This is a genomic window from Kitasatospora papulosa, from assembly GCF_000717245.1.
Lineage (GTDB): Bacteria > Actinomycetota > Actinomycetes > Streptomycetales > Streptomycetaceae > Streptomyces > Streptomyces papulosus.
The window spans coordinates 604,830-618,564 of sequence record NZ_JNYQ01000002.1; the positions used below are offsets into that span (position 1 = coordinate 604,830).

Annotated in this window: 9 protein-coding genes, 3 tRNA genes and 1 pseudogene; 8 read left to right on the forward strand and 5 right to left on the reverse strand. The window is 71.2% G+C overall.

The window, feature by feature from the left end; all coding sequences use genetic code 11:
- Window positions 1–29 precede the first annotated feature (29 nt).
- Complete coding sequence (gene hrpA / locus IA22_RS0108255) at window positions 30–3,986, reverse strand: ATP-dependent RNA helicase HrpA (protein WP_015578041.1); 3,957 nt, start codon at window positions 3,984–3,986, stop codon at window positions 30–32.
- A 180-nt stretch (window positions 3,987–4,166) separates the two neighbouring features.
- Here hrpA and IA22_RS0108260 point away from each other — a divergent pair, with 180 nt between their 5' ends.
- Both IA22_RS0108260 and IA22_RS0108265 read left to right on the forward strand, forming a co-directional pair.
- Window positions 4,167–4,958, forward strand: a complete 792-nt coding sequence (locus IA22_RS0108260; protein WP_030123164.1) for a DsbA family protein — start codon at window positions 4,167–4,169, stop codon at window positions 4,956–4,958.
- The gene (locus IA22_RS0108265) at window positions 4,955–5,797 is read left to right on the forward strand and encodes a cytochrome c biogenesis CcdA family protein (RefSeq protein ID WP_106973243.1); all 843 of its coding nucleotides are present in this window, start codon (window positions 4,955–4,957) and stop codon (window positions 5,795–5,797) included. The genes IA22_RS0108260 and IA22_RS0108265 overlap by 4 nt, the downstream gene beginning before the upstream one ends.
- Before the next feature lie 54 nt (window positions 5,798–5,851).
- Here the strand turns inward: IA22_RS0108265 and IA22_RS0108270 are convergent.
- From IA22_RS0108270 to IA22_RS0108285, 4 genes are all read right to left on the reverse strand, one after another.
- Window positions 5,852–5,928, reverse strand: a tRNA-Phe gene (locus tag IA22_RS0108270).
- A gap of 22 nt (window positions 5,929–5,950) precedes the next feature.
- Window positions 5,951–6,025, reverse strand: a tRNA-Asp gene (locus tag IA22_RS0108275).
- Window positions 6,026–6,064: 39 nt separating this feature from the next.
- Window positions 6,065–6,137: transfer RNA gene (locus tag IA22_RS0108280), tRNA-Glu, on the reverse strand.
- A gap of 136 nt (window positions 6,138–6,273) precedes the next feature.
- Complete coding sequence (locus IA22_RS0108285; RefSeq protein ID WP_030123166.1) at window positions 6,274–7,809, reverse strand: metallophosphoesterase family protein; 1,536 nt, start codon at window positions 7,807–7,809, stop codon at window positions 6,274–6,276.
- A gap of 124 nt (window positions 7,810–7,933) precedes the next feature.
- Here IA22_RS0108285 and IA22_RS0108290 point away from each other — a divergent pair, with 124 nt between their 5' ends.
- The 6 genes and pseudogenes from IA22_RS0108290 (at window position 7,934) to IA22_RS0108315 (ending at window position 13,644) form a co-directional block, all read left to right on the forward strand.
- The gene (locus IA22_RS0108290) at window positions 7,934–8,287 is read left to right on the forward strand and encodes a metallopeptidase family protein (protein ID WP_015578045.1); all 354 of its coding nucleotides are present in this window, start codon (window positions 7,934–7,936) and stop codon (window positions 8,285–8,287) included.
- Complete coding sequence (crcB, locus tag IA22_RS0108295; protein ID WP_030123168.1) at window positions 8,284–8,781, forward strand: fluoride efflux transporter CrcB; 498 nt, start codon at window positions 8,284–8,286, stop codon at window positions 8,779–8,781. The genes IA22_RS0108290 and crcB (IA22_RS0108295) overlap by 4 nt, the downstream gene beginning before the upstream one ends.
- Window positions 8,778–9,146 carry a fluoride efflux transporter CrcB gene (gene crcB / locus IA22_RS0108300; protein WP_014155046.1) on the forward strand — a complete coding sequence of 123 codons (369 nt, stop codon included), beginning with the start codon at window positions 8,778–8,780 and terminating at the stop codon, window positions 9,144–9,146. The genes crcB (IA22_RS0108295) and crcB (IA22_RS0108300) overlap by 4 nt, the downstream gene beginning before the upstream one ends.
- A gap of 135 nt (window positions 9,147–9,281) precedes the next feature.
- Window positions 9,282–9,839 (forward strand): hypothetical protein, encoded by a 558-nt coding sequence (locus tag IA22_RS0108305; protein WP_014155045.1) that lies wholly within the window; start codon window positions 9,282–9,284, stop codon window positions 9,837–9,839.
- Window positions 9,840–10,068: 229 nt separating this feature from the next.
- Window positions 10,069–11,984 (forward strand): annotated as a pseudogene (locus IA22_RS34005) (DEAD/DEAH box helicase).
- A 103-nt stretch (window positions 11,985–12,087) separates the two neighbouring features.
- On the forward strand, window positions 12,088–13,644 hold the full coding sequence (locus IA22_RS0108315) for an amino acid permease (RefSeq protein WP_014155043.1): 1,557 nt from the start codon (window positions 12,088–12,090) through the stop codon (window positions 13,642–13,644).
- Window positions 13,645–13,735: the final 91 nt, after the last annotated feature.

The following is a 13,735-nucleotide window of genomic DNA, read 5'->3' on the forward strand; positions in this document are numbered from 1 at the left end:
GTTCCGTTACAGCCCGGCGGGAGGTCCGCTCACGGTGCGGCCGCGTCGATCGCCTTCACGATCCGCTTGTCCGAGACGGGCTGCGCGGTGCCCAGCGCGTGCGCGAAGTAGCTCACGCGCAGCTCCTCGATCATCCAGCGGATGTCCAGCACCGCCTTGGGCACGGGCCGCCCCTGCGGGAGCTGTTCGAGCAGCCAGGCGTATTCGTCCTGCATCTCGTGGACCTTCTCCATGCGCGTGGTGTCGCGCTGGACGTTCGTCGGCATCTGCTGGAGCCGGCGGTCCTCGGCGACCAGATAGCGCATCAGGTCGGGCAGCCTGGGCAGCCCGGTCGCGGTGACGAACCCGGGAGGGACGAGGCGGGCCAGGTGGTCCCGCACGTCGGTGACGTTGTTGATCAGGACCAGGCTGTTCGTCGCCTTCAGCCGCCGCTCGCACGCCTGCCAGGCCGCCAGGATCTGCTGCACCTGCCCGATCGTGCGGACCGTGAGGTCCACGAGGTCGGCGCGGACCTTGTCGTACAGCTTCCGGAACGACGCCTCGTCCCAGGCAGGGCCGCCGTGGGCGGCGATCAGCCGGTCGGCCGCCGCCGTCGCGCAGTCGTCGAACAGCGCCTGGATGGAGCCGTGCGGATTGCGGGACAGTGCCAGCTTCTGCTGATTGGTGAGCTTGTCCGAGGCGAACTTGGCGGGGTTCACCGGGATGTTCAGCAGGATCAGCCTGCGGGTGCCGCGCCACATCGCCTGCTGCTGTTCGGCCTCCGTGTCGAAGAGCCGTACGGCGACGGTCGTTCCCTGGTCGACGAGTGCCGGGTACGCCTTCACCGGCTGACCGGCGCGGCGGGTCTCGAAGACGCGGTTCAGGGTGCCGATCGTCCAGTCGGTGAGGCCCGAACGCTCGATGGACTCCCCGGAGGGCCCCGCGGTGGCCGCGGCGGCCTTGGAGAGGGCCTGGCGGGCCTTGGGGCGCAGCTGGACCTTCAGCGCCTCCAGGTCCTTGTCCTCGGCGACCTTGCGGCGCCGCTCGTCGGTGACCCGGAAAGTGATCTTCAGGTGGTCCGGCACCCGGGAGAGGTCGAAGTCGTCCGCCGTGACCGGTACGCCGACCATCCGCTGGAGTTCACGGGCGAGCGTGAGCGGAAGCGGCTCCTGGAGGGGGACGGCGCGGTCGAGGAACTTCGTCGCGTAGTTCGGGGCCGGGACGTAGTGCCGGCGGATCGGCTTGGGCAGCGAGCGGATGAGCTCGGTGACCACCTCTTCGCGCAGGCCCGGGATCTGCCAGTCGAAGCCCTCGGAGGTGACCTGGTTGAGGACCTGGAGCGGGATGTGGACGGTGACACCGTCGGCGTCCGCGCCCGGCTCGAACTGGTAGGTCACCCGGAATTTGAGCTTCCCCTGGCGCCAGGAGTCGGGGTAGTCGTCCTTGGTGACGGCCCCGGCCTTCTCGTTGATGAGCATGGAGCGCTCGAAGTCGAGCGCGTCGGGCTCGTCCCGGCGCTTGTGCTTCCACCAGGAGTCGAAGTGCGCCCCCGAGACGACGTGCTCCGGGATCCGCCGGTCGTAGAAGTCGAAGAGCGTCTCGTCGTCCACGAGGATGTCGCGGCGCCGGGCCCGGTGCTCCAGCTCCTCGACCTCACCCAGCAGTTTGCGGTTGTCGTGGAAGAACTGGTGGTGCGTGCGCCAGTCACCCTCGACCAGGGCGTTGCGGATGAACAGGTCGCGCGACGCCTCCTGGTCGATGCGGCCGAAATTGATCTTGCGCTGGGCGACGATCGGTACGCCGTAGAGCGTGACCCGCTCGTACGCCATGACCGCGGCCTGGTCCTTCTCCCAGTGCGGCTCGCTGTAGGTGCGCTTCAGCAGGTGCTGGGCGAGCGGCTCGATCCACTCCGGTTCGACCTTCGCGTTGACGCGCGCCCACAGCCGGGACGTCTCGACCAGCTCGGCCGACATCACGAAGCGGGGCTGCTTCTTGAACAGCGCGGAGCCAGGGAAGATCGCGAACTTCGCGCTGCGGGCACCCAGGTACTCGTTCTTCTCGGTGTCCTTCAGCCCGATGTGCGACAGGAGGCCGGCCAGCAGCGAGGTGTGCACCGCCTGCTCCGGGACGCCCTCGTCACCCTTGGGCTCCTCGACGGTGATGCCCATCTGCTTGGCGACCGTGCGCAGCTGGGCGTAGATGTCCTGCCACTCGCGGATCCGCAGGAAGTTGAGGTACTCCTGCTTGCACATCCGGCGGAAGCTGGAGGAGCCGCGCTCTTTCTGCTGCTCACGGATGTAGCGCCACAGGTTCAGGAACGCCAGGAAGTCCGACGTCTCGTCCTTGAAGCGGGCGTGGTTCTGGTCGGCCTGGGTCTGCTTCTCCGAGGGACGCTCGCGCGGGTCCTGGATGGAGAGCGCCGCCGCGATGACCATGACCTCGCGGGCACAGCCGTTCTTGTCGGCCTCGAGGACCATGCGGGCCAGGCGCGGGTCCACCGGCAGCTGGGAGAGCTTGCGGCCGAGCGGGGTCAGCCGCTGCCCCCGCTTCCCCTCCTCGGGGGACTTCTCCGCCGTCTCCAGCGCGCCGAGCTCCTGGAGCAGCTGCACGCCGTCCCGGATGTTCCTGTGGTCCGGCGGGTCGATGAAGGGGAACTTCTCGATGTCGCCGAGGCCGGCCGCGGTCATCTGGAGGATGACGGAGGCGAGGTTGGTCCGCAGGATCTCCGGATCGGTGAACTCCGGGCGGGTCAGGAAGTCGTCCTCGGAGTACAGCCGGATGCAGATGCCGTCCGACGTACGGCCGCAGCGGCCCTTGCGCTGGTTGGCGCTGGCCTGCGAGATCCGCTCGATCGGCAGCCGCTGGACCTTGGTGCGGTGGCTGTAGCGGGAGATGCGTGCGTTGCCCGGGTCGATCACGTACTTGATGCCGGGGACGGTCAGCGAGGTCTCCGCGACGTTCGTCGCCAGGACGATCCGGCGCCCCGTGTGGCGCTGGAACACGCGGTGCTGCTCGGCGTGCGAGAGGCGCGCGTAGAGGGGGAGCACCTCGGTGTGTCTGAGGTTGCGCTTGTTCAGGGCGTCCGCGGTGTCGCGGATCTCCCGCTCGCCCGAGAGGAAGACCAGGACGTCGCCGGGGGCCTCGTGGTCCAGTTCGTCCACTGCGTCGCAGATGGCGGTGATCTGGTCGCGGTCGGAGTCCGCGGTGTCGTCGTCGGCCCCTTCCAGCAGAGGCCGGTAGCGCACCTCCACCGGATACGTCCGGCCGCTGACCTCCACGATCGGGGCCTCGCCGAAGTGCTTGGCGAAGCGTTCCGGGTCGATGGTCGCCGAGGTGATGACGACCTTCAGGTCGGGGCGCTTGGGCAGCAGCCGGGCCAGGTACCCCAGCAGGAAGTCGATGTTCAGCGACCGCTCGTGGGCCTCGTCGATGATGATCGTGTCGTAGGCGAGGAGCTCGCGGTCCGTCTGGATCTCGGCGAGCAGGATGCCGTCCGTCATCAGCTTCACGAAGGTCGCGTCCGGATTCACCTGATCGGTGAACCGCACCTTCCAGCCGACCGCCTCGCCCAGCGGGGTCTTCAGCTCGTCCGCGACTCGCTCGGCGACCGTGCGCGCCGCGATCCGGCGGGGCTGGGTGTGCCCGATCATGCCCCGGACGCCGCGCCCCAGCTCCATGCAGATCTTGGGGATCTGCGTGGTCTTGCCCGAGCCCGTCTCACCGGCGACGATCACGACCTGGTGGTCGCGTATCGCCTCCAGGATCTCGTCCTTCTTCTGGCTGACCGGCAGCTGCTCCGGGTACGACAGCGCGGGCATCCGCGCGGAGCGCCCCGCGAGCCGCTCGGATGCCTTCGCGGCCTCGGCGGAGATCTCGTCCAGAACGGACTGGCGGGCCTCCGGCTTACGGATGCGCCGGGCACCCTCGAGACGGCGGCCGAGCCTGTGCGCGTCGCGGAGCGAGAGCTGCCCGAGCTGGGACTGGAGATCGGCGAAGGAAGTAGACATACGGACACCAGGATCTCACCCGCGCGTGAGGAGTGGCGAACGTATTTCGGTCCGGGCCTCGTCACACCGCTCTCGGTGGACCCGACCCTCCGGCCGGCGCGGTCACCGAGAGGGAGTGATCGATCGCAGCGCGTAGCATTCCGTCAGCTGATCATCCGTCCCCCGTGCACGGAGCGCCGCATGCCCACACCCCCTCGCCCCTCGCCCGCCGCGAAGAAGCCCGCCGCGAAGAAGCCCTCCTCGAAGAAGCCGGTGATCTTCGGCGCCGTCGTCGTGCTCGCGGCTGGACTTCTCGGCTTCGTCTCCTACCGGGCGACCGCCCCGGACGGATCCGCCTCGGGCACCCCGGCCGCCGTCACGGCCACCGAGGAGGACCCCGACGTCTACCGGGAACTGGCCGGACTCGCCCGACGCGACGCGGGCGACAAGCAGGCGCAGGGCCGCACCGACGCCCCTGTCGTCCTCATCGAGTACGCCGACTTCCAGTGCGGCTACTGCGGGAAGTTCGCCCGGGACACCGAACCCGAACTGATCAAGAGATACGTCGGCGACGGCACCCTGCGCATCGAGTGGCGCAACTTCCCGATCTTCGGCGACGCGTCCGAGGCCGCCGCCCGGGCCTCCTGGGCGGCGGGCCGGCAGGGCCGGTTCTGGGCCTTCCACCGGGCCGCGTACGCCGAGGACGCCAAGGAGAAGGGCTTCGGGAAGGACCGCCTCAGGGCCCTCGCCCGGCAGGCCGGGGTGAAGGACCTCGACCGCTTCACCCGTGACGCCGGCAGCGCGGCGGCCACCGAAGCGGTCGGCGTCGACCGGCAGGAGGCGTACAGGATCGGCGCCACGTCCACCCCCTCCTTCCTCGTCAACGGCCGCCCCCTGGCCGGCGCCCAGCCCACGGCCGTCTTCACCCAGGCCATCGAGGCCGCCGCGGCCGAGGAAGCGAATGTGGGCAACGCCGGGGACCCGGCGAAGTGATGCCGGACATCGGCTACTTCGCGGCCCTGCTCGGCGGTCTGCTCGCCCTGGTCAGCCCGTGCAGCGCCCTGCTGCTCCCGGCCTTCTTCGCGTACTCCGTCGGCTCCGCCTCACGGCTCCTGGCCCGCACGGGCGTCTTCTACGCCGGGCTCGCCACCACCCTCGTCCCGCTCGGCGCCGCGGGTTCGTACGCCGGGCGGCTCTTCTACGGGCACCGTGACGCGCTCGTCCTCGGCGCGGGCTGGCTGATCATCGGGCTCGGTCTCGCCCAGATCGCCGGACTGGGCTTCGCGTCCCGGAGGATCGCGGCACTCAGCGGCCGGATCCGGCCCACGACCGCCGTCTCCGTCTACGCCCTGGGCGCGGTCTACGGACTGGCGGGCTTCTGCGCGGGCCCGAGCCTCGGGAGTGTCCTCACGGTGGCGGCCGTCAGCGGCAGTCCCCTCTACGGCGGACTGCTGCTCGCCGTCTACGCCTTGGGCATGGCCGCTCCGCTGTTCGTGCTCGCCCTGCTCTGGGAACGCTTCGACCTCGGCCACCGGGCCTGGCTGCGCGGCAGGCCGCTGCGCCTCGGCCGCTTCGTGACGCACAGCACCTCGCTGGTCTCCGGCCTCTTCTTCATCGGACTCGGGGCGCTGTTCCTCGTGTACGACGGGACGACCGCGCTGCCCGGACTCCTGGACGTGGACGAGTCGTTCGCCGTCGAGCAGTGGGCCCGGCGGGTCGGGGAGCGGGTGCCGGACCCGGCGGCCCTGGCAGCGGGGGTGGCGGCCGTGCTGCTCGGACTGACCGTGCACACGGTCCGGCGACGCCGGTCCGGCCGGGCGGAAGCCGGCTGAGCAGGGCCGAGGCGGACACGACGAAGGCCCCGTCCTGGGGACGGGGCCTTCGGGTGGTGGCTGGGGCCGGGATCGAACCGGCGACCTATCGCTTTTCAGGCGATCGCTCGTACCAACTGAGCTACCCAGCCACGCAGCTCATACGGGCTGCAGCGGTCCTGACGGGATTTGAACCCGCGGCCTCCACCTTGACAGGGTGGCGAGCACTCCAAACTGCTCCACAGGACCTAGCTAATGTGCGAGACAAGTCTCGCACACGGTAAAGCGTGCCCCCAACGGGATTCGAACCCGTGCTACCGCCTTGAAAGGGCGGCGTCCTGGGCCACTAGACGATGAGGGCTAAGGGCCCACCTGCGCGCTTTCCAGCGCGTCGGGGACGTGAGAAGCATATGGGATGCGGGGAGGTATCGCCAAAACGGTTTGGCCTCCCCTCCGGATCGGGCCGGGGTTCGCGGGCCTGATCCGGACGAGAGGCCTTACGGCGAGGGCGTCGGGACGCTCGGGGAGGGGGACGGGCTCTTCAGGTTCTCCTCCGGGAGATGGCGGCTCACCTCTGCCGTCGTGAGGCCGAGACCGCCGAGGGTGATCTCGTCCCAGGCCTGCAGATGCCGGGTGGGGCGGTCCAGGTAGAGCACCGAGGCGCGTACCTTCTCGGGCTTCTGGTTCTGTACGGCGCGCAGGCCGCCGCCGCCCGTGGAGCCCTCGACCTTCAGCCGCGTACCGAACGGCAGCAGTTGGTTGACCCGGTGGTGCACATGGCCGGCCAGGACCAGCGGAACCGTTCCGTCCGTCTCCCGCGCCGCGTTCGGGTCGTGCGCCACGGCGATGTCCACCGGAGTGCCCGCCCGCTTCTGGTCGCGCAGGGCCGAGGCGAGGCGCATGCCGGCCAGCTGCTCGGAGGCCTTGCCGCCGGTCGGACGCGAGCGGTCCGGGGTGAACTGCGGGTCGCCGGTCCCCGCGATCCTCAGCCCGGCCAGGCTCACCGCGTCGCCCTCGTCCAGGACGTAGGCGTTCCTCGTCTTCGCCAGATAGGCCTGGGTCTGCTTCGAGTCGTGGTTGCCCCTGACCCAGACATAGGGCGCGCCGAGGTTGCGGACCGGGTCCAGGAAGCCGTTCTCGGCGGCCGTGCCGTGGTCCATCGTGTCGCCGGAGTCGATGATCACGTCGATCTCGTACTGCTCGACGAGCGAGGCGATGATGTGCCAGGCGGCCGGGTTGAGATGGATGTCGGAGACGTGCAGGACGCGGATGGTCGCGGGGTCCGGCTGGTACACGGGCAGCGTGGACGTGGCGTCGTACAGCTTGGTGACGTTGGTGACCAGGCGGGCGAGTTCCTGCTGGTAGACGTCGAACTCGGTGACGATCGAGCGGGCGTCGCCGACGACCGACGGGGCGCTGGACAGGAGCCCGGAGAACTTCGGCTCCAGGACGGACTTCGGGTTCCAGGTGGCGTACGCGCTGACGCCCGAGGCGGCCAGCAGCACCAGGGCGAGGCCACCGGCGGCCAGGGCGCGGCGCGGGCGCCGGTAGACGACGAGGCCGAGGGCGGTGGCGCCGGAGACCACGGCCACGCAGGAGCGGACGGCGAGCTCGCGGGTGCCGGAGGCGACGTCGCCGGTGACCTCGTCCTGCAGACCGGAGAGGCGTTCGGGGTGCTTGACCAGGGCCTGCGAGCGCTCCGGGTCCAGCTGGTCCACGTCCACGTCCAGACGGACCGGGGCGTGGTGGGATTCCAGTTCCAGGGCGCCGAGCGGTGACACGTTGATCTTGGTCCCGCCGCTCACCGAGGGCCGCAGGGTCATGGTGGTGTCCATGGGCCCCACCGGCGTACGCACACTGCCGACGACCAGCAGCCCGAGCCAGGCGCCCAGCACGACCACCGCCAGCAGGCCGAGCGCGCGCTTCCAGGGGTGCGGGGTCGGGGCGAGCCCTCCGACGGTCGCGGCGGCGCGCGGACGGGAGCGGAAGAGGCGGCGGACACGGACGGCTGCGGCGTGGAACGGGCGTGCCATTGGGCGCGTATGCCCCGTTCGGGCGGTGGACATGCGGGGCCGCGGGGAGGCGTGGGCCGGGCGGGTGGCCCACGGGCCGGGTGCGGCCCGCCCCTCCCGGATCCGCGTACGTGACAATGGCGGTGTGCTGGAGATGACGCGCGAGGAGTTCGAAGAGCTGGTGAGCCTGGCTCTTGACCGTGTCCCGCCGGAGCTGATGCGGCTGATGGACAACGTCGCGGTGTTCGTGGAGGAGGAGCCGGAGGACCCGGAGGACCGGGAGCTCCTCGGCCTCTACGAGGGGACGCCGCTCACCGAGCGCGGCGAGTGGTACGCCGGGGTGCTGCCCGACCGGATCACCATCTACCGGGGGCCGACGCTGCGGATGTGCGAGACCCGCGAGGACGTGGTCGCCGAGACCGAGATCACCGTGGTCCACGAGATCGCCCACCACTTCGGCATCGACGACGAGCGGCTCCACGAGCTGGGGTACGGGTGAGCACCCAGGACCCGCCGCCCCACCGGCCGTCCGTCGACCCGGACGTCGACCTGTCCGTGCCCGCGCAGCGTGCCGAGACCGCGGGTTCCGGCCGGTGGCGGGTCCTGGCGGTGATCGCCGCGGGCGGCGCCCTGGGATCGGCGGCGCGGTACGCGGCCTCGCTCGCCTGGCCGGCGGCCGAGGGCGGTTTCCCCTGGGCGGTCTTCACCGTCAACGTGACGGGCTGCGCCCTGATCGGTGTGCTGATGGTGCTGGTCGCGGAGCGGGGCACGGTCACGCACCCCCTGGTGCGGCCGTTCCTGGGGGTCGGGGTGCTCGGCGGGTTCACCACGTTCTCGACGTACGCCGCCGACGTGTCGAAGCTGCTGGCCAGTCAGGAAGTGGTGACGGCCATGGGGTACGCGGCGGGCACGGCCGTGGTGGCGCTCGCCGCGGTGTGGGGTGCGGCCGTGCTCACCCGGGCGGTCGTGGACGGACGGCGGAGGGCGTCGTGAACTGGCTGCTGGTCGTCCTCGGGGGCGCCGTCGGGGCGCCGCTGCGCTATCTGACGGACCGTGCGGTGCAGGCGCGGCACGGCGCAGGGCTGCCGTACGTCTTCCCGTGGGGGACGTTCACGGTGAACGCGGCCGGCAGCCTGCTGCTCGGTGTGCTGACCGGCGCCACGGTGTCCGCCCCTGTCCACGCGTTGCTGGGGACGGGCCTGTGCGGGGCGCTGACGACGTATTCGACGTTCTCGTACGAGACGCTGCGGCTGGCCGAGGAGGGCCGCGGCTTCCTCGCCGGGGCGAACGTGCTGGCATCCCTGCTGGTGGGGCTCGGGGCGGTCTTCCTCGGGGCGGAACTGGCCGGGGGCTTCTGAGCCGTCCGGGAGGGCGGTCGGGGAGGGCGGTCCGGGATACCGGGGCGTGTCCGGGCGTGTCCCCGGTGGGGGCATGGGAGTTGGACACATCGCTCCCGCGTTCCCGCCCTTCCTCTCCTCCCCGGAGGTCCACCCGTGCGCCAGTTGTCCGCCCGCGTCCGCTGGGCAGCCGTCACCGCGCTGACGGTCGCCGCGTCCACAGGCTGTGTGAGCGTCGGCGACGACGCCGGGAAGCCCGCCCCTTCGCGTTCCGCCGACCGCAAGGGCGCGTCCGCCCTGCCGGACGGGGACACCGTGTCCGGCACCGGCAGGTCCGGCTCCGGCGGTGGCCGCGCCGAGGCGCAGTCCGACCGGGGAGCGTCGCGCAAGCCGGATGCGAAGGCCTCGGGCCGTGGCCCGTCGGCGGAACCGGGCAGGGCGGTGCCGGTGCCCGCCGGCCCCGGTACCCCGGAGCCCTCCCGGGGCGGCCCCCTGCCCACCCCGGAGCCGAGCGCCCCGGGCCCGGGTGAGCCGCCGCCCCCGCCGGTCGTCCCCGAGGAGCCCCCGGCCTCGCCCGAGCCGGAGCCCTCGTCGCCGCCGGAGCAGCCCTCGGCCTCGCCGGCGGCGCAGACCCACACGGACGCGGCGGGGATGCCGGAGCGGGTCGGGACGTGGCCCACTCCGCGGGTGTCACCGCAGGTCGCACCGGTGTGAGGGGGGTCGGTTTGCGCGATGGGGGGGAGGGTGCGTATGGTAGTAGATCGCTTGATCCCATTGCCCGGCGCCGACACAGAAGAGCGCCGTGTGGCGCGTACTCTCCCTTGCCGTGGCTGGACCGCATTGAGGCGGTCGAAATTGCGAAAACACGGAGTTACGGGCGCGTGCCGAGACTCCGGAAGGTTTCGCATTTCGCATGTCAATTTCCAGTTCTGACCACACCGTCATGCCCGAGAACGACGTCGAGAACATCGAGGTCGTCGAGGCCGCCGAAGCCGTAGTGGCCCAGGCCGACGAGACCCCCGTCGCGGACACCTCCGCCGCGGACACCGCCGAAGAGGCCGCGGAGGACGCCGAGCCGAGCGTCACCTTCGCCGATCTCGGACTGCCCGAGGGCGTCGTCCGCAAGCTCGCGCAGAACGGTGTGACCACCCCCTTCCCGATCCAGGCCGCGACCATCCCGGACGCCCTGGCCGGCAAGGACATCCTGGGCCGTGGCCGCACCGGCTCCGGCAAGACGCTCTCCTTCGGTCTGCCGACCCTGGCCGCACTGGCCGGCGGGCACACCGAGAAGAAGAAGCCCCGCGCGATCATCCTCACGCCGACCCGTGAGCTCGCCATGCAGGTCGCGGACGCGCTGCAGCCCTACGGCGACGTGCTCGGCCTGAAGATGAAGGTCGTCTGCGGCGGTACGTCGATGGGCAACCAGATCTACGCGCTGGAGCGCGGTGTCGACGTCCTCGTCGCCACCCCGGGCCGGCTGCGCGACATCATCAACCGTGGCGCCTGCTCCCTGGAGAACGTCCAGGTCGCGGTCCTCGACGAGGCCGACCAGATGTCGGACCTGGGCTTCCTGCCCGAGGTCACCGAGCTGCTCGACCAGATCCCCGGTGGCGGCCAGCGCATGCTCTTCTCCGCCACGATGGAGAACGAGATCGGCACGCTCGTCAAGCGCTACCTGAGCAACCCGGTCACCCACGAGGTCGACAGCGCGCAGGGCAACGTCTCGACCATGTCGCACCACGTCCTCGTCGTGAAGCCGAAGGACAAGGCGCCGGTCACGGCCGCGATCGCCGCCCGCAAGGGCCGCACGATCATCTTCGTCCGCACCCAGCTGGGCGCCGACCGCATCGCCGAGCAGCTCATCGAGTCCGGCGTGAAGGCCGACGCGCTGCACGGCGGCATGACGCAGGGCGCCCGTACCCGCGTCCTCGAGGACTTCAAGAAGGGCTACGTCAACGCCCTGGTCGCCACCGACGTCGCCGCCCGCGGCATCCACGTCGACGGCATCGACCTCGTCCTGAACGTGGACCCGGCCGGCGACCACAAGGACTACCTGCACCGCTCGGGCCGTACCGCGCGTGCCGGCCGCTCCGGTGTCGTCGTCTCGCTGGCGCTTCCGCACCAGCGCCGCCAGATCTTCCGCCTGATGGAGGACGCGGGCGTCGACGCCTCGCGCCACATCGTGCAGGGCGCGGGCGTCTTCGAGCCCGAGGTCGCCGAGATCACGGGCGCCCGTTCGCTGACCGAGGTCCAGGCCGACTCCGCGAACAACGCGGCCAAGCAGGCCGAGCGTGAGGCCGCCGACCTCACCAAGCAGCTGGAGCGCGTCCAGCGCCGTGCCGTCGAGCTGCGCGAGGAGGCCGACCGTCTGGTCGCCCGTGCCGCCCGCGAGCGGGGCGACGACCCGGAGGCGGCGGTGGCGGAGGTCGCTGCCGAGGCCGAGGCCGCGCTCGTCGCCGCTTCCGTCCCCGAACAGCCGGCCGCACGCGAGGACCGTCGCGACGACCGGGGTAACTACGCCCGTCGTGACGACCGTGGCGACCGCCGTGACGACCGTGGCGGCTACCGCGGCGGCAACGACCGCGTCGGTGAGCGCAGCGGCCGTCCCTCCGGTGGCAGCGGCTACCGCGGCAGCAACGACCGTCCGTCGTTCCGCAGCAGCGGCGACCGTCGTGACGACCGTCCGTCCGGTGGCTTCCGCTCCGGTGGCGGCGACCGTCGTGACGACCGTGGCGGCCGTTCCTTCGAGCGTCGTCGCACGGTCGTCGTGACGACCACCGCGGTGGCACCGGCACGGGTACCGGCACCGGCACCTTCGGCCGCCGTGACGACAAGCCGCGCTGGAAGCGCAACGGCTGAGTCCGGCTGACCGACTGAGCGGTCCTCGGGGCCCGTACGGCACTTCGGTGCGGTACGGGCCCCGAGGCGTTTCCGGCGAGCCCCCGAGGGCATCGCTGGGGGCATGACAAACGACGAAGCGGTGGCCGCCGAGCCACCACCGGACGCCCTCCAGGGCCCGCCGGCCGCCCTCTCCGACGAGCAGCGGCTGGCCGAACTCGGCTACACCCAGGTGCTCGCGCGCCGGATGTCCGCCTTCTCCAACTACGCGGTCTCCTTCACGATCATCTCGGTTCTCTCCGGCTGTCTGACGCTGTACCTCTTCGGCATGAACACCGGCGGGCCCGCCGTCATCACCTGGGGCTGGATCGGCGTCGGGCTGATGACGCTGTTCGTCGGGCTGGCCATGGCGGAGATCTGCTCGGCGTACCCGACGTCCGCGGGGCTCTACTTCTGGGCCCACCGCCTCGCCCCGCCGCGCTCGGCGGCCGCCTGGGCCTGGTTCGCCGGCTGGTTCAACGTGCTCGGACAGGTCGCCGTCACCGCCGGCATCGACTTCGGGGCGGCGTCGTTCCTCGGGGCGTACCTGAACCTCCAGTTCGGCTTCGAGGTCACCCCCGGCCGGACGATCCTGCTCTTCGCGGCGATCCTGGTCCTCCACGGTCTGCTGAACACCTTCGGTGTCGGCATCGTCGCCTTCCTCAACAACGTCAGCGTGTGGTGGCACGTGGTCGGGGTCGCCGTCATCGTGGGCGCGCTCACCTTCGTGCCGGACTCGCACCGGTCGGCGTCGTACGTCTTCACCGAGTTCGTCAACAACACCGGCTGGGGCAGCGGCTTCTACGTCGTGATGATCGGCCTGCTGATGGCGCAGTACACCTTCACCGGGTACGACGCGTCCGCCCATATGACGGAGGAGACCCACGACGCCGCCGTGGCGGGCCCGCGCGGCATCGTGCAGTCCATCTGGACGTCCTGGATCGCCGGGTTCGTGCTCCTGCTGGGCTTCACCTTCGCCATCCAGTCGTACGACGGCGCCCTGAACTCCCCGACCGGTGCCCCGCCCGCCCAGATCCTGCTGGACGCGCTCGGCGCCACCACGGGCAAGCTCCTGCTGCTCGTCGTGATCGGGGCCCAGCTCTTCTGCGGCATGGCCTCCGTGACCGCCAACAGCCGCATGATCTACGCCTTCTCGCGCGACGGGGCGCTGCCCTTCTCCCGGGTCTGGCACACGGTCAGCCCCCGCACCCGCACGCCCGTCGCGGCGGTCTGGCTGGCCGCTCTCGGCGCCCTGGCCCTCGGCCTGCCGTACCTGATCAACGTCACGGCGTACGCCGCGGTGACCTCCATCGCGGTCATCGGCCTCTACATCGCCTACGTCATCCCCACCCTGCTCAGACTGCTGCGCGGTGACGACTTCGTCCGGGGCCCCTGGCACCTGGGCCGCTGGTCCCGGCCCGTCGGGATCGTCGCGGTGACCTGGGTCGGAGTGATCACGGTGCTCTTCATGCTGCCCCAGGTGTCCCCGGTCACCTGGGAGAGCTTCAACTACGCGCCGCTGGCCGTGCTGGTGGTGCTCGGCTTCGCCGCCGTGTGGTGGCTGGTCTCGGCCCGCCACTGGTTCCTCAAGCCGACCGCGGCCGATCACAAGCGCACGATCCCGGACGAATCCGCGGACTGACCGGCCCCATCCCGCCCACGACAGGGCCCGGCACCGATACCCGATCGGCTGCCGGGCCCGGGGCAGCTATGCTCGGGGGGTGATCGATCCG

Bases quoted from the DNA above. Each gene is read 5' to 3' on its own strand.
- hrpA (WP_015578041.1), bottom strand. From the start codon at position 3,986: ATGTCTACTTCCTTCGCCGATCTCCAGTCCCAGCTCGGGCAGCTCTCG.
- IA22_RS0108260 (WP_030123164.1), top strand. From the start codon at position 4,167: ATGCCCACACCCCCTCGCCCCTCGCCCGCCGCGAAGAAGCCCGCCGCG.
- IA22_RS0108315 (WP_014155043.1), top strand. From the start codon at position 12,088: ATGACAAACGACGAAGCGGTGGCCGCCGAGCCACCACCGGACGCCCTC.
- IA22_RS0108285 (WP_030123166.1), bottom strand. From the start codon at position 7,809: ATGGCACGCCCGTTCCACGCCGCAGCCGTCCGTGTCCGCCGCCTCTTC.